The sequence below is a fragment of the Buttiauxella gaviniae genome (assembly GCF_040786275.1).
Taxonomy (GTDB): domain Bacteria; phylum Pseudomonadota; class Gammaproteobacteria; order Enterobacterales; family Enterobacteriaceae; genus Buttiauxella; species Buttiauxella gaviniae_A.
Genome location: NZ_JBFMVT010000002.1, coordinates 3385508 through 3404107, shown reverse-complemented (window position 1 = coordinate 3404107; position 18600 = coordinate 3385508). Strand labels below are relative to the sequence as shown.

16 protein-coding genes are annotated in these 18600 nt (G+C 52.3%); 10 read left to right on the top strand and 6 right to left on the bottom strand.

Going from position 1 to position 18600, the window contains the following annotated elements; translation table 11 throughout:
• Positions 1-25 precede the first annotated feature (25 nt).
• Positions 26-346 (bottom strand): ATP-dependent Clp protease adapter ClpS, encoded by a 321-nt coding sequence (clpS, locus tag AB1E22_RS16370; protein ID WP_367596291.1) that lies wholly within the window; start codon positions 344-346, stop codon positions 26-28.
• Between the two features lie 323 nt (positions 347-669).
• Here clpS and cspD point away from each other — a divergent pair, with 323 nt between their 5' ends.
• On the top strand, positions 670-894 hold the full coding sequence (cspD, locus tag AB1E22_RS16365) for a cold shock-like protein CspD (RefSeq protein ID WP_034456407.1): 225 nt from the start codon (positions 670-672) through the stop codon (positions 892-894).
• 88 nt (positions 895-982) lie between these two features.
• On the opposite strand, the gene macB is transcribed toward cspD, so the two are convergent.
• Positions 983-2929, bottom strand: coding sequence for a macrolide ABC transporter ATP-binding protein/permease MacB (gene macB / locus AB1E22_RS16360; RefSeq protein ID WP_367596290.1), 1947 nt, complete (start codon positions 2927-2929; stop codon positions 983-985).
• Complete coding sequence (gene macA / locus AB1E22_RS16355; protein ID WP_367596289.1) at positions 2926-4041, bottom strand: macrolide transporter subunit MacA; 1116 nt, start codon at positions 4039-4041, stop codon at positions 2926-2928. The genes macB and macA overlap by 4 nt, the downstream gene beginning before the upstream one ends.
• A gap of 140 nt (positions 4042-4181) precedes the next feature.
• Here macA and AB1E22_RS16350 point away from each other — a divergent pair, with 140 nt between their 5' ends.
• A complete protein-coding gene (locus AB1E22_RS16350) occupies positions 4182-5129 on the top strand; it encodes a VirK/YbjX family protein (protein WP_367596288.1) in 948 nt (315 codons plus the stop codon).
• Between the two features lie 13 nt (positions 5130-5142).
• Here the strand turns inward: AB1E22_RS16350 and AB1E22_RS16345 are convergent, their stop codons facing one another.
• Positions 5143-6798, bottom strand: a complete 1656-nt coding sequence (locus AB1E22_RS16345; protein WP_367596287.1) for an ATP-dependent endonuclease — start codon at positions 6796-6798, stop codon at positions 5143-5145.
• Between the two features lie 462 nt (positions 6799-7260).
• Between AB1E22_RS16345 and aqpZ the strand changes: the two genes are divergently transcribed.
• From aqpZ to AB1E22_RS16305, 8 genes are all read left to right on the top strand, one after another.
• Positions 7261-7956 (top strand): aquaporin Z, encoded by a 696-nt coding sequence (aqpZ, locus tag AB1E22_RS16340; RefSeq protein WP_367596286.1) that lies wholly within the window; start codon positions 7261-7263, stop codon positions 7954-7956.
• A 162-nt stretch (positions 7957-8118) separates the two neighbouring features.
• Positions 8119-9018, top strand: coding sequence for a lysine exporter LysO family protein (locus AB1E22_RS16335; RefSeq protein WP_367596285.1), 900 nt, complete (start codon positions 8119-8121; stop codon positions 9016-9018).
• 143 nt (positions 9019-9161) lie between these two features.
• Complete coding sequence (hcp, locus tag AB1E22_RS16330) at positions 9162-10814, top strand: hydroxylamine reductase (RefSeq protein ID WP_367596284.1); 1653 nt, start codon at positions 9162-9164, stop codon at positions 10812-10814.
• A gap of 9 nt (positions 10815-10823) precedes the next feature.
• Positions 10824-11792, top strand: coding sequence for an NADH oxidoreductase (gene hcr / locus AB1E22_RS16325; RefSeq protein WP_367596283.1), 969 nt, complete (start codon positions 10824-10826; stop codon positions 11790-11792).
• A 104-nt stretch (positions 11793-11896) separates the two neighbouring features.
• Positions 11897-13618, top strand: coding sequence for a ubiquinone-dependent pyruvate dehydrogenase (gene poxB / locus AB1E22_RS16320; RefSeq protein WP_367596282.1), 1722 nt, complete (start codon positions 11897-11899; stop codon positions 13616-13618).
• Positions 13619-13781: 163 nt separating this feature from the next.
• Positions 13782-14783: a low-specificity L-threonine aldolase gene (gene ltaE / locus AB1E22_RS16315; protein ID WP_367596281.1), complete on the top strand. Its 1002-nt coding sequence runs from the start codon at positions 13782-13784 to the stop codon at positions 14781-14783.
• Positions 14784-14800: 17 nt separating this feature from the next.
• The gene (locus AB1E22_RS16310; protein ID WP_367596280.1) at positions 14801-16249 is read left to right on the top strand and encodes an SDR family oxidoreductase; all 1449 of its coding nucleotides are present in this window, start codon (positions 14801-14803) and stop codon (positions 16247-16249) included.
• A gap of 92 nt (positions 16250-16341) precedes the next feature.
• Positions 16342-17349 (top strand): NAD-dependent epimerase/dehydratase family protein, encoded by a 1008-nt coding sequence (locus tag AB1E22_RS16305; RefSeq protein ID WP_367596279.1) that lies wholly within the window; start codon positions 16342-16344, stop codon positions 17347-17349.
• Positions 17350-17408: 59 nt separating this feature from the next.
• Here AB1E22_RS16305 and AB1E22_RS16300 read toward each other — a convergent pair whose 3' ends face one another.
• Positions 17409-18254: an N-acetylmuramoyl-L-alanine amidase gene (locus AB1E22_RS16300; protein ID WP_367596278.1), complete on the bottom strand. Its 846-nt coding sequence runs from the start codon at positions 18252-18254 to the stop codon at positions 17409-17411.
• Positions 18251-18574, bottom strand: a complete 324-nt coding sequence (locus AB1E22_RS16295) for a heavy metal-binding domain-containing protein (protein ID WP_367596277.1) — start codon at positions 18572-18574, stop codon at positions 18251-18253. The genes AB1E22_RS16300 and AB1E22_RS16295 overlap by 4 nt, the downstream gene beginning before the upstream one ends.
• Positions 18575-18600 lie beyond the last annotated feature (26 nt).

Sequence of the window (18600 nt, the reverse complement as noted above, 5' to 3'; positions counted from 1 at the left end):
GCACCTCCCCCAAATTTTGCCTTCTTCAGGCTTTTTCTAGCGTACACAGCAACGGATGCTCATGCTCCCTTGCATACTGATTCACTAACGCGACTTTGGTTTCCGCCACTTCTGCAGTAAAAATGCCACAGATAGCTTTACCCTGATAGTGCACAGTGAGCATCAATTGCGTTGCACGTTCTACATCATAAGAAAAGAACTTTTGCAGCACGTCAATAACAAATTCCATCGGCGTGTAGTCATCGTTCATTAACATCACTTTATACATTGAAGGTGGTTTTAGCGCTTCGCGCAGTTTATCACCCACTACCTGGTCAAAATCCAACCAATCGTTCGTCTTACCCATTGCAAATCGTCATCATGTTTAATCGCCCATTGTCATTAAGGCGAAGCCCATAGGTTGAGTGTAATACGCTTTCAGTTAACGTGACTCATCGTGTTCAAAACAGTCGGCGATTGATTTGCGAGAGCTCTGTCACATTAATCACAATAGCGTTAACTGCTTCAAAATTTTGATTCATTTTCATTCTTACCCCCCCGTGGAACGCTTGACGACATGGTTAAATTATCTACATTGTACAAGCGTGAGCTGGCGAGGTTTTGAACAGCCCGCCCTCATCCACCGGTTCATTCCATCTCACTTATAAGATTTACGAAGGATGTAGAAGCATGGAGACGGGTACAGTTAAATGGTTCAATAATGCCAAAGGGTTCGGTTTTATCTGCCCTGAAGGCGGTGGCGAAGATATCTTCGCACATTACTCCACCATTCAGATGGATGGTTACAGAACGCTTAAAGCCGGACAAACTGTCAGGTTTGATGTACATCAGGGGCCAAAAGGCAATCACGCCAGTTTGATCGTGCCTCTGGAGCTCGAAGCAGCGGTCGCCTGACCTTTTGTTTCATTGTGTACATCGTGAGGTCAAAATGCCAGCCCATCGGCTGGCATTTTTATAACCAAACGTCATACCTCAGATGAAATTATTCACGCGCAAGCGCATCAATAGGGTTCAGTCTTGCGGCATTTCTCGCCGGTAGCCAGCCAAAAATAATCCCTGTCGCGGTAGAACAGGCAAACGCCGTTAGCAGCGCCATCGGCGAAAAACCAATCTGCCAGCCGGGTAAAACTAGCTGTAACGTAAAGGCGATCAGCAGCGATAACGAAATCCCTAACGCGCCGCCAACCAGGCACACCAACACGGCCTCAATCAAAAACTGCTGCAATACGTCGCTGGCACGCGCGCCTACCGCCATACGAATACCAATCTCTTTGGTACGCTCGGTAACCGACACCAGCATAATATTCATCACGCCGATACCGCCCACCAACAAGGAAATCACCGCCACCAATGTCAGGAACATCTGAAGAGTACGTGTGGTCTTTTCCGCCGTTTTCAACAGACCATCCATGTTGTAGGTGAAAAAATCTTTCTTGCTGTGACGTAACTGCAATAAACGATTGAGCTGCTGCTCGGCTTCGTGGCTGTTATAGCCCTCTTTGACGCGCACCGTAATGGAGTTCAGCCAGCTTTGCCCCATCACCCGACCGGCCATCGTGTTATACGGCAACCAGACGCGGAGGATTTTACTGCTGCCAAACATCGACTGCTTCTCCTGCGCCACACCAATTACCGTCGCGGGCATATTCCCCACCAGTACAATTTCCCCCACCACATTGGCTTTATCAGGGAATAGCTGGCGTTTGGTATTGCTGTCGAGCACGACAACCTGTGCACGCCCCGCCAGTTGCTCGTCGTTAAACGTAGTACCTTCGCTGAAGGTCATACCGTAAACATTAAAATATTGGCTGCTAACGCCGTTAACGCTCGCGGCAGCATCGACGTTGCCATAGCGCACGCGCAAATTACTCGACAACGCCGGTGTCGCTGAGCTCACCCACGGCTGTTGGCTGATTGCCGCCAAATCATCGTATTTCAACGCCTGCTGGTATTGCGGGTCGTCGTCGCCAAAATCTTTACCCGGATAGACATCAATCGTGTTAGTCCCAATTGACCGAATATCCTCAAGCACCATCTGCTTTGCCGCATCGCCGACAATCACAATCGACACCACCGAGGCGATACCAATAATGATCCCTAGCATGGTCAGCAGCGTACGCATTTTGTTGGCCGCCAGCGCAAGCCACGCCATGGTAAAGGCCTCCCGAAAACTGCTGATCGTTTGCTGGAAGGGTGAATTAGCGGGCTGAGGTTTCACCTCTTTCTGCGCGGCAGATTCCTGAACCACCGACGGCGGGTTACTGATAATTTCGCCGTCACGAATTTCAATAACACGCTGCGCCTGGGCGGCAATGGTCGGGTCATGGGTCACAATAATGACGGTATGCCCCTGCTCACGTAGCTGCTTGAGCGTTGCCATCACTTCTTCGCCCGAATGGCTATCCAGCGCCCCTGTCGGTTCATCGGCAAGAATCACCTGACCGCCGTTCATCAGCGCACGGGCAATACTCACACGCTGCTGCTGGCCGCCTGAAAGCTGCGAAGGCAGGTAATCCACACGCTCGGAAAGCCCCAGACGCATCAGCAACGCCCGCGCTCTTTGCTGGCGATAAACCCGCGCGGTACCCGCATACACGGCGGGCACTTCGACGTTTTGCGTAGCGTTCAGATGCGAGAGCAAGTGATAGCGCTGGAAGATAAATCCAAAGTGTTCGCGGCGTAACGTTGCCAGGGCGTCACTATCAAGCAATGCGGTATCCTGCCCCGCCACTTTGTAGCTACCGCTGGAGGGTTTATCGAGGCAGCCGAGAATGTTCATCAGCGTCGATTTACCAGAACCTGACGCCCCGACAATCGCCACCATCTCACCCGCTTCAATGGTGATGTTAATACCTTTTAGCACCTCAACTTGCTCGTCTCCCGACGGATAGCTACGACGAATATCCCGCAGCTCAAGCAGTGCCGTCATGGGGCGCTCCCGGCGGTGGATTTACCTATCACCACTTCTTCGCCTTCAGTCAAACCGGTTGCCACCTGCACCTGTGTATCGTTCCGCATGCCGATAGTAATTTCGCGATCCCGGGTTTCGCCGTTGCGTAAAACCGACACTTTGTAGCGGTTATCGCCAACCGGCTCGCCAAGTGCTGCAAGCGGAACAGTTAACACGTCTTTTACGCCACCGAGTTGAATATGCACCTGGGCCGTCATCTCCAGGCGCAGCACGCCTTTCGGGTTCGGCACTTCAAACCGGGCGTTATAGAAAATCGCATCGTTCACTTTTACAGGCGTAGGGAGAATATCGATCAGCACCCCTTCATAGCGCGTCAGCGGATCGCCAAGCACCGTAAACCACGCTTTTTGGCCAGGTTTAAGATGAATCACATCAGCTTCCGAAACCTGCGCTTTCACCAGCATCGTACTGAGATCGGCAAGGGTCAGAATGTTTGGCGCCTGCTGGGCTGCAATGACCGTCTGGCCCTGTTTGGTGGTAATTTCAGTCACTTCACCGGCCATTGGCGCAACAATCTGCGTGTAATCGAGATTGGTTTTTGCGGTATCTAAAGAGGCCTGATTACGTTTAATTTGCGCATCAATAGTCCCGATTTGTGCCTGCCTGACTTCCAGATCGGTGACCGCAGTGTCCAGATCCTGTTGTGAAATGGCCTGGGTTTTTGCCAACGCACGCTGGCGATTTAACGTGACTTGCGCGAGCTTAGCCTGTGCCTCGGCCTGGCGGCGCTGGGCACGCAACTCCATCAACGTGGCCTCAACTTCTTTAATCTGGTTCTGCGCCTGTTCGGGATCGATTACCCCCAACAGCTGATCTTTCTTCACCTTATCGCCGATATTCACCGACAACGTTTTAAGCTGCCCACTCACCTGAGCGCCAACGTCAACTTTGCGCAATGCATCCAATTTTCCCGTCGCTAGCACGCTTTGTTGCAGCTCGCCTTTGCGCACAATCATGGTCTGATAAACCGGCGCTGGCGCGTTAAGGAATTGCCAAAGCCAGATGCCCAACAACAGAATCAACAGGCCCAGAAGCCAATAACGTTTTTTTATTTTTCCCTTGAATCTCATAGGTATCCTGCAAAAAGACTGGCTAATTAAATAAAGTCTCAACAAAAGTCATAAGCCGCTAGCGGCCTGCCCATGATTGAACGTTCGTTGAGCTTCCAGGTGGTGAAATTACATCACCACTTCTCAACCGGGTCTCAATCATGTTGCCAGTTGCCGTCAACGAATTTACATCAACAACCCAACTCAATGGTTGGCAGTTGTTTCTTTCTTTAGCAAAAGGACACTGGATGCCAGGAAGTGCGTGGCAGAACCCGGCTTATCGTCGGAAGTTTGTCCTGCGTTCACTGGCAACCCCGCTGACCACCACCCATTTATTGAATGAATTATCGCATCACCCAATGCTGGAAAAGCTGCTAACCGCGCAGCCAGGCTTGCCATGTCGCGCTCATCGTCCCTATTTAACGGCAAATTTTACCCGTAAGGATGCGGTTAATGCATTGTCTTTCCACTATCACGCCATAAGCCACAAACTGCCTGAGCGCTTGTTACAGCAGCACTATTCAGCCCACGGCGCGCGTCTGGCAACAATAACGGGTAAAGATGAGAACTTCTACCATCTTGATTTATGCGCTCTCGCCAATCTTGATAAAGAGGGGGAAGCGACAATCACCCTCACCCGACAAGATGGCGTGGTGCTAACTGAATTAACCTTCACGCTGTGCGAATACCAGGGAAAATTCACCTTGCTTATTGGCGGCCTGCAAGGGGCCAAAAATGATATCCCCCATGAATATATACAGCTTGCGACCAAAGCGTGCCATGGCCTGTTCCCGAAACGTCTGGCGCTGGAGGCGGCCTGCCAGCTCGCGCGTCATTTAGGGGTAAGTCAAATTTTGGCGGTCAGTAACAGCGCACATATCTATCGCTCGTGGCGTTACTGGAAAAAGAAAAAAGATAAAATGCACGCCGATTACGACAGTTTTTGGGCATCAATGGGCGGTGAACTATTGCCTGATGGGCTGTTTGCTCTACCAATGGGTGTAGCACGTAAACCGATTGAAGAGATCGCCAGTAAAAAACGAGCAGAGTACCGCCGCCGCTACGGTTTGCTAGACGATATGACAACACAAATTGCGCATCAGCTTTAGGTAAACAGTCGGGCTAATCAGCCCGGCCACGCGCAAGCCACAGGACTCTTGAGAACATTTTGCGCAGTAGCGACGGGACAGCATCCACGCCCCGCCTTCCGGCCTCCATCGCCACTTCAATCGCCAAATCGGGTTTAGAAGAGCGATGGATGGCTTTCACAATGATGCGACGCATATTCATCGGCACATTTTCAGGAATCATTGCTACGCGATGATAGACATCTGCAAAACCCTGACGGTACATAAAGTGTTCCATGTCCATCGCAGGCAGCATCGTTAAGTGATCGCGCTCCTGGTCACGGTCGTTTTCCAGAATACCGCGCACCGTGGCCGCATATTTTTTCCCGGCTTCATCACCATCCACCAGTACATGCCATTCAATACCCATTCGTCGCGCAAATTTGATCAGAGGACGTAGACCCGACTGCGCAAACTCAATCACCTTCACCCCTTCAGCATCGAAATGGTGCCCGCACTGACGCGCCAGTTCGTTCATTACCCAGACTTCCGTTTCCCCTTCGACTAACAGCCAACAGCGAGCAAACAGCGATGAAGCGCGGTTAAAGCGAATATGAAACGCGATTCGGCGGCTATCTTCAGCATTCATACCGCCGGGGCCGAGCCGCCAGGCAGTAACTTTTGACGATTCACGCACCAGGCGGCAGACGTGTTCCACTGGCGTGAGCGATAACAGCTCGCCCGAATTGGTGGTGGTGATTTTTTGCAGCGGCAGCAGGTTTAATAAATGCCAGGCCACCGACAACATGATGGGGTGTAGACGCGTTTCAGGATCTTCCACCAGCAACAAGGGACGCGCATCTTTATCCAGCGCCACGCTGCCTTTTGCCTGTAGCAACGTGGAGAACATACCCAGCAAAATCATGCGGTGAGCGCGGCTGTTGGGTTTGTCTATCATGCGGTTGATGATGTCCAGATAGCGCCAACTCCGCTGTTCATCATGCGAGCGACGCCGCATTAAACGATGATGGGCCGCCGCGCCCTGTTCGGAAAAATAGTGCTCCAGCAACTGCACCATCGCCGATAACCCCTGGCGCAACTGAGCATCGGTGAGATTCTGCGGGCGGGATACCAACTCGCGAGCCAGGAAATCAAGCTGGCGGGCAGTCATTTCCGTGTCGGGTAAAGCTGGCAAACTGTCGTTTCGCAACCGGCGCATAAAGCGGGCATCTCGCAAGCGCAGCACCGGATTGAGACGGGTAATTTGTTTCGCCAGATTATCAATTTCATCCAGCTCGACGGCATGGCCTTTGTTATCAAGAAAGCTACGCACGGTCACAATCGAGCCATCTTCCGCCAACTCTCCCACCAGCCGATACATGATGCGCTGAAAACCATCGTTGCCCTCGACCCAAACCGGTGACAGTGAACGATAGCGCCGCCCAAGATGATGCCCCGGCGCGGTTTCCCGAAAGGTCAGCACAATATGTAAATGGTGTTCTCGCCCTTGCACATCCCCCGGCGGAAAGTAGAAATCATCCCGACTGAAGTGATAAAGCGTTTCGTTCGGCGAGAGCAACAAAGTCAGTGCATCCAGCAGGCTGGATTTACCCCACGCGTTTTCGCCGATTAAGACGTTATTTTGCTCAAGCATTAACGAAAGGCGGTTAATACCCCTGAATCCGACAATCTCCACCCGCTCGAGAAACATACTCCCTCCAGATTGACTGTTGCTTTCCTTACCGACACAAACTCACCGTATCGTTCGAGTATAAACCCTTCATACTTAAAATTGCTGATGCGCATCACTCGTTATTTATCGCGTAGCAGGCGACGGCACAATTTTCCATTTTTATTTGCTTTAATAATGACCATGCTATTTTTATTAGCTATTTTCTGGGAAACCTTCGCCAAACATAATTAATGTAAGAATAATCCTGCTTTATTAAAAATCTTCTATACTTCCAGCGTGTATATTCGTAAAGGAATGCCATCTCATTGCCCTAAATCAATTTATACCAATCTATTAGACTGGTTCTGACTACGCGAACTCATTAATATCACTGCTCTTTTTTATTGGCGGCACACCTCTTAGGGGGTAACCAACAATAATCGGGCAGGCGCTTTTATTTTCCTCGCCCGTGATTCTTTTTTGAAATACAGAGGTGGTGTTATGTTCAGGAAATTAGCAGCAGAATTCTTTGGCACATTCTGGTTGGTATTTGGTGGTTGTGGTAGTGCGGTGCTGGCGGCGGCATATCCTGAATTGGGGATAGGGTTTGCCGGTGTGGCATTAGCATTTGGTTTAACCGTATTAACGATGGCTTATGCCGTAGGGCATATTTCAGGCGGGCACTTTAACCCTGCTGTCACCCTCGGTTTATGGGCGGGCGGTCGTTTCCCTGCAAAAGAGGTGATTGGCTACGTTGTTGCTCAAGTGATTGGCGGTATTGTTGCAGCGGGTATTCTCTATCTGATTGCCAGCGGAAAAAGTGGTTTTGATGCGGCGGCCAGCGGCTTTGCTTCGAATGGTTACGGCGAACATTCCCCAGACCATTATTCCATGCTGTCAGCCATTATCATTGAAATCGTATTAACCTGCGGCTTCTTGATTGTTATCCATGGCGCGACCGACAAGTTTGCGCCAGCCGGTTTTGCGCCAATTGCTATCGGCCTTGCGCTGACGCTGATTCACTTGATCAGCATTCCTGTCACCAACACCTCGGTAAACCCGGCGCGCAGTACTGCGGTTGCTATTTTCCAGGGCGGTTGGGCGCTTGAACAACTGTGGTTGTTCTGGGTAATGCCAATCGTCGGCGGTATCCTGGGTGGCGTTATCTATCGCACTTTGTTAGAGAAACGTAACTAATCGGCTTTGTTCGCGTAGGGCGGAGCCATCTGCCCTACGCAAATCATTTTTCAGCAACAACAAATCTGCATAAAAATCCTTTTTTTTCGTAGCTTTACTCATTCACTTTCTTTGGGTAGTGTGGCTGACGTCGTTACTTCTATTGCAAGGATTGTCCGCACCATGTTTTCGGGATTGCTCATCATCTTAGTGCCGCTCATCGCCGGTTATCTGATTCCTCTGAAACAAGCCAGCTTATTAAAGCTTATCAACCGTCTGTTAAGCTGGATTGTGTACGTTATTTTATTCTTCATGGGCATCAGCCTCGCTTTTCTCGATAACCTGGCGAGCAATCTGCTGGCGATTTTCCATTACGCGGCAGTGAGTGTGGTAGTGATCCTTCTGTGTAATGCTGCGGCTTTACTTTGGCTTGAACGCTCCATGCCATGGCGTCACAAGCACCTGCAGGAGAAGCTCCCTTCGCGTATTGCGATGGCGCTGGAATCGCTAAAATTATGCGGTGTGGTGGTAATGGGTTTCCTGCTTGGCCTGACCGGTTTGCCGTTACTGCAACACGCAACCGAAGCCAGCGAATACACGCTGATCTTCCTGCTGTTGCTGGTGGGCACGCAGCTCCGTAATAGCGGCATGACGTTAAAACAGATTGTACTTAACCGCCGCGGCATGATTGTTGCGGTCGTGGTTGCAGCTAGCTCGCTGGTGGGTGGGATTATCAACGCCTTTATTCTCGGCCTGCCCATCAAAGCAGGATTAGCGATGGCATCAGGATTTGGCTGGTATTCACTGTCGGGTATTTTGATGACGGAATCCTACGGCCCGGTAATTGGCAGCGCTTCATTTTTCAATGATTTAGCGCGCGAACTTATCGCTATTATGTTGATTCCCGGCCTGCTTCGCCGCAGTCGCTCCACCGCGCTTGGTCTGTGTGGCGCAACATCCATGGACTTCACCCTGCCCGTTTTACAGCGCAGCGGCGGCGTGGAAATTGTCCCGGCGGCAATCGTTCACGGCTTCATTCTGAGTTTGCTGACACCTTTGCTGATGGCATTATTCGCCTCCTGATACCTCATTGGCGGTAGGTTTCTGCCGCCAAAATTGCGCTAAATCAACATCCCTCTACTTTGCATAAAAAATCTCTTTTACCTGCCCCGTACTGCGCATAATCTTAAACATGTATATTAAATATAACTTTAAAAGGTACGATCATGTTTTGTGTGCAATGTGAACAAACAATCCGCACCCCAGCGGGCAACGGCTGCTCTTACGCGCAGGGGATGTGTGGCAAAACTGCCGAAACTTCCGATCTCCAGGATCTGCTGATTGCTTCTCTGCAAGGGCTGTCTGCATGGGCCATTGCCGCACGTGAAGTTGGCATTATCGACCATGAAGTTGATAGCTTTGCACCACGCGCGTTCTTCTCTACGCTGACCAACGTTAACTTCGACTCCCCGCGCATCGTCGGTTACGCGCAGGAAGCGATCGCTCTGCGTGAAAGCCTGAAAGCTCGCGCCCTGGCGGTTAACGCTGACATTACCGTGACTAACCCAATGGCTGAACTGCAACTGATCAGCAACGATTTGGGCGATCTGCAACGTCAGGCAGGCGAATTTGCGCCTAACCGTGACAAAGCAGAAATCGGTGAAGATGTTCTGGGCCTTCGTCTGCTGTGCCTGTATGGCCTGAAAGGCGCTGCGGCATACATGGAACACGCACACGTTCTGGGTCAGTACGACAACGACGTGTACGCTCAATACCACAAAATTATGGCATGGCTGGGTACCTGGCCTGCGGACATGGGCGCCCTGCTTGAGTGCTCCATGGAAATCGGCCAGATGAACTTCAAAGTGATGAGCATTCTGGATCACGGCGAAACTGAGAAATACGGCCACCCAACGCCGACCCAGGTTAACGTGCGTCCAGTAGCGGGCAAATGTGTACTGATTTCCGGTCACGACCTGAAAGATCTGTTCCACCTGTTGGAACAAACCGAAGGTACAGGCGTAAACGTCTACACCCACGGTGAAATGCTGCCAGCACACGGCTACCCAGAACTGCGTAAATTCAAACACCTGGTAGGTAACTACGGCAGCGGCTGGCAAAACCAGCAGACCGAGTTCGCACGCTTCCCGGGCCCAATCGTGATGACATCAAACTGCATCATCAACCCGGAAGTGGGTTCTTATGCAGACCGTATCTGGACTCGCAGCATTGTTGGCTGGCCGGGCGTTAGCCACCTGGAAGGCGATGATTTCGCACCTGTTATCAACCAGGCACAACAAATGGCTGGCTTCCCGTACAGCGAAATCGAACACCTGATCACCGTAGGTTTCGGTCGCCAGACGCTGCTGGGCGCAGCTGACACCCTGATCGATTTGGTAAGCCGTGAAAAACTGCGCCACATCTTCCTGGTGGGCGGTTGTGATGGCGAACGCAGCGAGCGTAGCTACTTCACTGATTTTGCGACCAGCGTTCCAGAAGACTGCCTGATCCTGACTCTGGCCTGTGGTAAATACCGCTTCAACAAACTGGACTTCGGCAACATCGAAGGCCTGCCGCGCCTGGTGGATGCCGGTCAGTGTAACGACTCTTACTCTGCAATCATTTTGGCTGTGACCCTTGCTGAGAAACTCGGTTGTGGCGTAAACGACCTGCCGCTGAGCCTGGTTCTGTCCTGGTTTGAGCAGAAAGCGATTGTTGTTCTGCTGACCCTGCTGTCCCTGGGTGTGACCAATATCGTGACTGGCCCAACAGCACCTGGCTTCCTGACGCCTAACCTGCTGGCTATCCTCAACGAGAAATTTGGCCTGCGCGCTATCACCACCCCTGAAGAAGACATTAAACAGTTGATGGGTGCATAAGGAGAAGCCATGACTATGCCAACGCCAATGTGCCCGTATCGTATGCAGGTACATCATATTCATCAGGAAACGCCGGATGTCTGGACGCTGTCGTTAATCAACCACGACTTCTATCCTTACAAAGCCGGGCAGTATGCACTGGTGAGTATTCGTAACAGTGATGAAACGCTGCGTGCGTACACAATTTCTTCCACCCCGGGAATCAGCCCGTTCGTTACGCTGACTATCCGTCGTATCGAGAATGGCGTTGGTTCTGGTTGGCTGACCAATGAAGTAAAAGTCGGCGATTACCTCTGGCTGTCTGAAGGCCAGGGGGAATTCACCTGCGAAAACCTGACGACTGACCGCTATCTGTTGATGGCGGCAGGCTGTGGCGTAACACCGATTATGTCGATGCGCCGCTGGCTGGCAAAACATCGCCCGCAGGCTGATGTACAGGTGATTTTCAACGTGCGCTCTCCGGAAGATGTCATCTTTGCTGAAGAGTGGCGTGACTACCCGGTCATGCTGGTTGCTGAAAACAATGCAACACACGGTTTCATTGCTGGTCGCCTGACGCGCCAGATCCTTGAAGCCGTTCCGGATATTGCTTCTCGCACCGTGATGACCTGCGGCCCGGCTCCGTACATGGAGATGGTGGAAAAAGAAGTGAAAGCGCTCGGTGTTACCGATTTCTATCACGAAAAATTCTTCACTCCAGTCGCAGCACCGGTAAATAGCGGTTTGAAATTTACCACACTGAAACCTCTGCGTGAGTTCTACGCCCCTGTGGGTAGCACTCTGCTGGCAGCCATGGAAAGCAATAGCGTTCCGGTCAATGCGGCTTGCCGTGCGGGCGTGTGTGGTAGCTGCAAAACCAAAATTGAATCCGGGGATTACACCGTAAGCAGCACTATGACACTGACCGAAGCAGAAATTGCTAACGGTTACGTTCTGGCCTGCTCGTGTCATCCGCAAGGGGATTTGGTTCTCGCCTGATGTAAAATGTGCCGCCCAGCCTTTGGGTGGCACTTTCTGCCCTCCCCCTCCCATTTCATTGACTAAGCTTGTTTACGATAACTGAATCGTGACAAGGAAAATCAATGAAACAGAACGTCGCCGCATATCTGGCAAAAACTCTCGAAAGCGCAGGTGTTAAACGCATCTGGGGTGTAACCGGTGATTCCCTTAATGGCCTTTCCGATAGCCTTAACCGCATGGAAACCATTCAATGGATGCCGACGCGCCATGAAGAAGTTGCCGCTTTTGCCGCGGGTGCCGAAGCCCATCTTTCTGGTGAACTGGCCGTCTGCGCAGGTTCATGTGGGCCGGGTAATCTGCATTTAATTAATGGCTTATACGATTGCCACCGTAACCGCGTCCCGGTGCTGGCGATTGCCGCGCATATTCCGTCCAGCGAAATTGGCAGCGGCTACTTCCAGGAAACCCATCCCGAAGAGTTGTTCCGCGAATGCAGCCATTATTGTGAGCTGGTGTCATCCCCGGAACAAATTCCCCAGGTGCTGGCGATTGCCATGCGCAAAGCGGTATTAAACCGCGGTGTTTCCGTAGTCGTTCTGCCCGGTGATGTGGCGCTCAAACCCGCGCCCGAAACCGCCAGCACACACTGGTACCCTGCCCCACAGCCGGTGATGACTCCCCCGCATGACGAACTTAAAAAGCTGGCGCAGCTACTGCGTTATAACGACAACATCGCCCTGATGTGCGGCAGCGGATGTGCCGGAGCACACGACGAGCTGGTGCAATTTGCCGCCACGTTAAAAGCGCCGATTGTGCATGCGCTGCGCGGCAAAGAGTACGTCGAATATGACAATCCGTACGATGTCGGCATGACCGGGCTTATCGGTTTTTCATCGGGTTTCCATACCATGATGAACGCCGACACGTTAATTCTGCTCGGCACCCAATTCCCGTACCGCGCCTTCTATCCAACCGATGCGAAAATCATTCAAATTGACATCAACCCTGGCAGCATTGGGGCGCACAGTAAAGTCGATATGGCCCTGGTCGGGGATATTAAAGCCACGCTTGCGGCACTCCTTCCACTTCTGGAAGAAAAAACTGACCGCAGCTTCCTCGACAAAGCCCTGGATAACTACCGCGAAGCGCGTGAGGGGCTGGACGAACTGGCGCAGCCCGGCGATGGCAAAATTATCCATCCACAATATGTCGCGCAGCAAATCAGTAAATATGCCGACGACGACGCCATCTTTACCTGTGACGTCGGTACGCCAACCGTCTGGGCTGCACGCTATTTAAAAATGAACGGTAAACGCCGCCTGATTGGCTCATTCACCCACGGCTCAATGGCGAACGCTATGCCCCAGGCATTGGGTGCGAAAGCCACTGCGCCGGACCGACAAGTGATCGCCATGTGCGGTGACGGCGGTTTTAGCATGCTGATGGGCGATTTTTTGTCCGTTGTGCAAATGAAACTGCCGATCAAAATTGTTGTGTTTAACAATAGCGTGTTGGGCTTTGTGGCGATGGAAATGAAAGCGGGTGGCTACCTGACAGACGGCACAGATCTACAAGCCACTAACTTTGCCAATATCGCCAACGCCTGCGGCATTACCGGTATTCGCGTAGAACGAGCAGCCGATCTGGATAACGCCCTGCAACGCGCGCTGAGTATTGATGGCCCGGTATTAGTGGATGTTGTCGTGGCAAAAGATGAGCTGGCGATCCCACCGCAAATCAAACTCGAACAGGCCAAAGGGTTCAGTCTTTATATGCTGCGCGCCATTATCAGCGGGCGCGGGGATGAAGTTATCGAACTGGCGAAAACCAACTGGTTCCGGTAAAACAGAGGTTTATCCCCTTCATACTTCAAGTTGCATCTCTGTTGGCGGCGTTTGCTCGCCCGAATCACTTACTTATGTAAGCTTATCGGGACTCGCTCTCTTGCCGCCGCGATGCAACTTGAATTATTTTGGGGCTTCTTGTCGATAATTATAAGGACCCACCGTGATTGATTTGCGCAGCGACACCGTAACCCGCCCAAGCGACGAAATGCTAAAACGTATGATGACCGCACCCACTGGCGATGATGTGTACGGTGATGACCCAACCGTTAACGAATTACAAGATTACGCGGCGAAAATCAGCGGCAAAGAAGCCGCACTGTTTCTGCCAACGGGCACCCAGGCAAACCTCGTCGCGCTATTAAGCCACTGCGAGCGCGGCGAAGAGTATATCGTTGGGCAACTTGCGCATAATTATCTGTATGAAGCAGGCGGTGCGGCGGTTTTAGGCAGCATTCAGCCTCAGCCTATCGATGCAAATCCTGACGGCTCGCTGCCGCTTGATAAAGTCGCTGCGAAAATTAAGCCGGACGATATCCACTTCGCACGCACCAAATTACTCAGCCTTGAAAACACCCATAACGGCAAAGTTCTACCGCGTGAGTATCTCAAGCAGGCGTGGGAATTTAGCCGCAACCACAATCTGGCCTTGCACGTTGATGGCGCACGTATTTTCAATGCCGTGGTGGCGTATGGCTGCACGCTTGAAGAGGTCGTGCGCTATTGCGATACCTTTACCATTTGCCTCTCTAAAGGGCTGGGAACGCCGGTTGGCTCGCTGTTATTGGGTAGCCGCGAATACATCAAACGTGCGACACGGTGGCGTAAAATGGTCGGCGGCGGTATGCGCCAGGCCGGTATTCTCGCCGCGGCGGGTCTATACGCCCTTCAGAATAACGTTCAGCGACTGCAAACCGACCATGACAACGCCCATTGGCTGGCTGGCGAATTACGCGAAATTGGCGTCGATGTCACCCGTCAGGATACCAATATGGTGTTTGTCCGTGTGCCGGTTGAGCAAGCTGAAAGCCTGGGTAAGTTCATGAAAGAGCGCGGCGTATTAATGAGCGCAGGGCCAATCACCCGCCTGGTGACGCATCTTGACGTGAATCGCCAGCAGCTAGCCGAAGTGGTTTCCCACTGGCAGGCTTTTTTACAGAAATAAGCTGAGGATCAGGGACGATGACACAGCCACAAAATATTCTGGTACTCGGCGCAAGCGGCTACATCGGGCAGCATCTGGTGCCGCAACTGAGCGCCGCCGGGCATCATGTTACCGCCGCCGCAAGGCGGGTTGAGTGGCTGGAGAAACAGCCCTGGCCAGATGTTGTGTGCCGTCATATTGATTTGCAGTGGCCGGACACGCTTCCCGCACTGCTCGAAAATGTCGATACGCTTTATTACCTGGTGCACAGCATGGGCGACGGCACAAACTTCGTTGCCCATGAACGCCAGACTGCGCTTAATCTTCGGGATGCACTACGCGAGCATCCGGTAAAGCAGCTAATATTTCTGAGTTCGCTCCAGGCGGCGGAAGGTGACGGGGATTCTGAGCATCTGCGAGCCCGTCAAATTACCGCCGATATTTTACGGGATGCAAATGTTCCGGTGACGGAAGTGCGTGCCGGGATTATTGTCGGTGCAGGCTCTGCCGCGTTCGAAGTGATGCGCGATATGGTTTATAACCTGCCAGTGCTCACGCCGCCGCGTTGGGTGCGCTCGCGCACCACGCCAATCGCTCTGGAAAATCTGCTGCATTATTTAGTCGAACTGCTCAATCACCCTGCGCAGGAGAACCGCGTATTTGAAGCCGCAGGGCCGGAAGTGCTGAGTTACCAGCAGCAATTCGAACGCTTTATGGCTATCAGCGGCAAGCATCGCCCTTTAATTCCCATTCCTCTACCCACCCGTTGGATCTCCGTCTGGTTTCTCAACATGATCACATCCGTACCGCCAACCATCGCCAGGGCGTTGATCCAGGGGTTAAAACACGATCTTTTGGCTGACGATCGGGAATTACGGGCGTTGATCCCACAGCGGCTTTTAACTTTTGACGATGCCGTTCGCGCCACGCTTCAGGACGAACATAAACTGGCAAACTCGCAGGACTGGGGTTACGACGCGCAGGCTTTTGCCCGCTGGCGGCCAGAATACGGTTTTTTCCCTAAACAGGCGGGCTGCACGCTAAACACCTCTGCTGAGCTGGCGGATCTATGGCAGGTGGTGAATCAGATTGGTGGCAAAGAGGGGTATTTCTTCGGCAATATTTTGTGGAAAACCCGTGGCCTGATGGATCTCCTCATCGGTCATAAACTGGCGAAAGGCCGCCCAACGCGAGAAATGCTCGAGGTTGGCGATCACGTTGATAGCTGGAAAGTGATTATTGTCGAACCTGAAAAAGAACTGACGCTGTTATTTGGCATGAAAGCGCCGGGTCTTGGGCGGCTTTCTTTCACCTTACGCGATCACGGCAAGCACCGGGCGCTGGATGTTCGTGCCTGGTGGCATCCACACGGAACGGCAGGTTTATTCTACTGGCTGGTGATGATCCCTGCGCATCTGTTCATTTTTCGCGGTATGGCCCGACGGATTTGCCAACTTTCCGAACAAATCTCGCATAAACGCCGTTGAGAGTTCTTAATCTTTAGCTTTCCCCATTGCAAGCGTTGGCGTTTCACGGAAAAATGCGCAGCGTTAATATCATTTATCATGAGTTGGTCGACATGAAGGTACTGGTAACGGGCGCCACCAGCGGTTTAGGCCGAAACGCGGTCGAATTTCTTCGCGCAAAAGGCATCAGCGTTCGGGCTACCGGGCGTAATGAGGCCATGGGTAAACTACTGGAAAAAATGGGCGCGGAGTTTGTTCAGGCGGACCTGACCGAACTGGTTTCCTCGCAGGCTAAAGTGATGTTGGCCGATGTCGATACACTATGGCATTGCTCGAGTTTCACCTCACCGTGGGGTACTCAGGAGGCCTTTGATCTCGCGAACGTTCGCGCGACCCGCCGCCTGGGCGAGTGGGCCGTTGCCTGGGGCGTGCGCAACTTCGTGCATATTTCATCCCCATCGCTCTACTTTGATTACCATCATCATCGCAATATCAGCGAAGATTTCCGCCCGGTGCGCTTTGCGAACGAATTTGCGCGCAGTAAAGCCGCCAGCGAAGAGGTGATTCAGCTTTTAGCCCAATCAAATCCGCACACGCGCTTTACTATTTTGCGCCCGCAAAGTTTGTTCGGCCCGCATGATAAAGTCTTTTTCCCGCGTCTGGTGCAGATGATGCGCCACTACGGCAGCGTGTTATTGCCGCGCGGCGGCGAAGCGATGGTGGATATGACCTATATCGAAAATGCGGTGCATGCGATGTGGCTTGCCACACAGTGTGAATCGCAGCCGTCGGGGCGGGCATACAACATCACTAATATGGAAGCCCGCCCGCTGCGGGTGATCGTGCAAAAACTGATTGATGAGTTAGAGATTAAATGCCGGATTCGTTCAGTGCCGTATCCGATGCTGGATATGATTGCCCGTAGCATGGAGCGCCTTGGCAGTAAATCCGCCAAAGAGCCCGTGCTCACCCATTACGGTGTGTCGAAATTGAATTTCGACTTAACGCTGGATACCACGCGCGCTGAAACAGAATTGGGTTATCAACCGATTATCACCCTTGATGAGGGGATTCGGCGTACCGCCCACTGGCTACGCGACCACGGTACGCTGCATCGTTAATCAGACCCGCTGTCCTTCGAGCTACAGGGGCGTTGGCTGCAACTCGAAGACTACCGGGCCTACGCCTGGCCATATTTTTCCAGCAACGCTTCCGCGATGGCTTCAGTTTGCGCATCCGGCTGACCCGAATATTCGGTTGGTCGGAAGTGCATCTGAAAAGCCTGAATCACCCTCTTTTGCTGCTCAGACGTCATATCTGGCGTCACCTGGTAGCCATAACGTGATAGCAATTCGAGCAGCGCTCGCTTATCCACCGGCTGGTATGGACCACGGCCATTCAAATAAAACGCCACTCTGTTAGCATCCGGCCAGGCCCCGATGCCCTGCTGTGCGAGCTGCTGCCACGGGAATAGCGGACCTGGGTCAACTTTCCGCTGGGGAGCGATATCCCCGTGGGCAACCACGTTCTGCGGCTGGATTTGATACCGGGCAATAATCACTTTGGCGAGTTTCTCCAGCACCGCGATCTGCGCCGGGTTGAACGGGTAAAACTGCTTCACGCGACCCAGGCGTGTGAAACCTTTATTCTCCAGTTCTATGCCAATCGAAGTGTCATTGATGCGCGTTGCTCCCCGCCAGAAGCTCACCCCCGCATGCCATGCCAGTTCGCTTTCCGGCACCAACTGCCAGATAACTGGCTTACCGCCGGAGACCGGTGGCGTATCGGGAATCAAATAATGAGAACTGACATTTTGGTCAGTTAAAGTGGATAACGAACCGGCAAAATCATCGGCGGTGTAGTGAATAACCAACACTTTCACACGAGGGTAGGCTGCCCGCGCTGTGTGGCTGGTGTCGACTTTAAAATCACCTTTATCGACAACAACTTTGTCGTTAACTTCAGGTTTGCTGGCGCAGCCCGCCAGCAATATCGCAATAAATAACGCGCCTAAACGACCTTTCATCGACGAGTTTTCACCGCTGTACCCGTTACACTCACCATCAGCATACTGCCTTCTTTGCCAACAGTTTCGTAATCAATATCGATGCCCACCACGGCATTGGCACCGAGGCTTTCAGCCTGTTCCTGCAACTCTCGGAAGGCGATTTCACGCGCTTTGCGCAGCTCTTTTTCGTACGCACCTGAACGACCGCCGACGATATCGCGCACGCCAGCAAAAAAATCACGGAAAATATTCGCGCCCAGAATAGCCTCGCCGGTCACCACGCCACAGTATTCCGTGATGCTCTGCCCTTCAAGCGTAGGGGTTGTTGTAAATTGCATAAGCCTCTCCTCTCTTTGTATCAACA

Coding starts and splice junctions, on each gene's coding strand:
- macB (WP_367596290.1), bottom strand. CDS start 2,929: ATGACGGCACTGCTTGAGCTGCGGGATATTCGTCGTAGCTATCCGTCG.
- AB1E22_RS16295 (WP_367596277.1), bottom strand. CDS start 18,574: ATGCAATTTACAACAACCCCTACGCTTGAAGGGCAGAGCATCACGGAA.
- AB1E22_RS16345 (WP_367596287.1), bottom strand. CDS start 6,798: ATGTTTCTCGAGCGGGTGGAGATTGTCGGATTCAGGGGTATTAACCGC.
- AB1E22_RS16305 (WP_367596279.1), top strand. CDS start 16,342: ATGAAGGTACTGGTAACGGGCGCCACCAGCGGTTTAGGCCGAAACGCG.
- AB1E22_RS16335 (WP_367596285.1), top strand. CDS start 8,119: ATGTTTTCGGGATTGCTCATCATCTTAGTGCCGCTCATCGCCGGTTAT.
- aqpZ (WP_367596286.1), top strand. CDS start 7,261: ATGTTCAGGAAATTAGCAGCAGAATTCTTTGGCACATTCTGGTTGGTA.
- clpS (WP_367596291.1), bottom strand. CDS start 346: ATGGGTAAGACGAACGATTGGTTGGATTTTGACCAGGTAGTGGGTGAT.
- AB1E22_RS16350 (WP_367596288.1), top strand. CDS start 4,182: ATGTTGCCAGTTGCCGTCAACGAATTTACATCAACAACCCAACTCAAT.
- macA (WP_367596289.1), bottom strand. CDS start 4,041: ATGAGATTCAAGGGAAAAATAAAAAAACGTTATTGGCTTCTGGGCCTG.
- AB1E22_RS16300 (WP_367596278.1), bottom strand. CDS start 18,254: ATGAAAGGTCGTTTAGGCGCGTTATTTATTGCGATATTGCTGGCGGGC.
- AB1E22_RS16310 (WP_367596280.1), top strand. CDS start 14,801: ATGACACAGCCACAAAATATTCTGGTACTCGGCGCAAGCGGCTACATC.
- hcp (WP_367596284.1), top strand. CDS start 9,162: ATGTTTTGTGTGCAATGTGAACAAACAATCCGCACCCCAGCGGGCAAC.
- cspD (WP_034456407.1), top strand. CDS start 670: ATGGAGACGGGTACAGTTAAATGGTTCAATAATGCCAAAGGGTTCGGT.
- poxB (WP_367596282.1), top strand. CDS start 11,897: ATGAAACAGAACGTCGCCGCATATCTGGCAAAAACTCTCGAAAGCGCA.
- hcr (WP_367596283.1), top strand. CDS start 10,824: ATGACTATGCCAACGCCAATGTGCCCGTATCGTATGCAGGTACATCAT.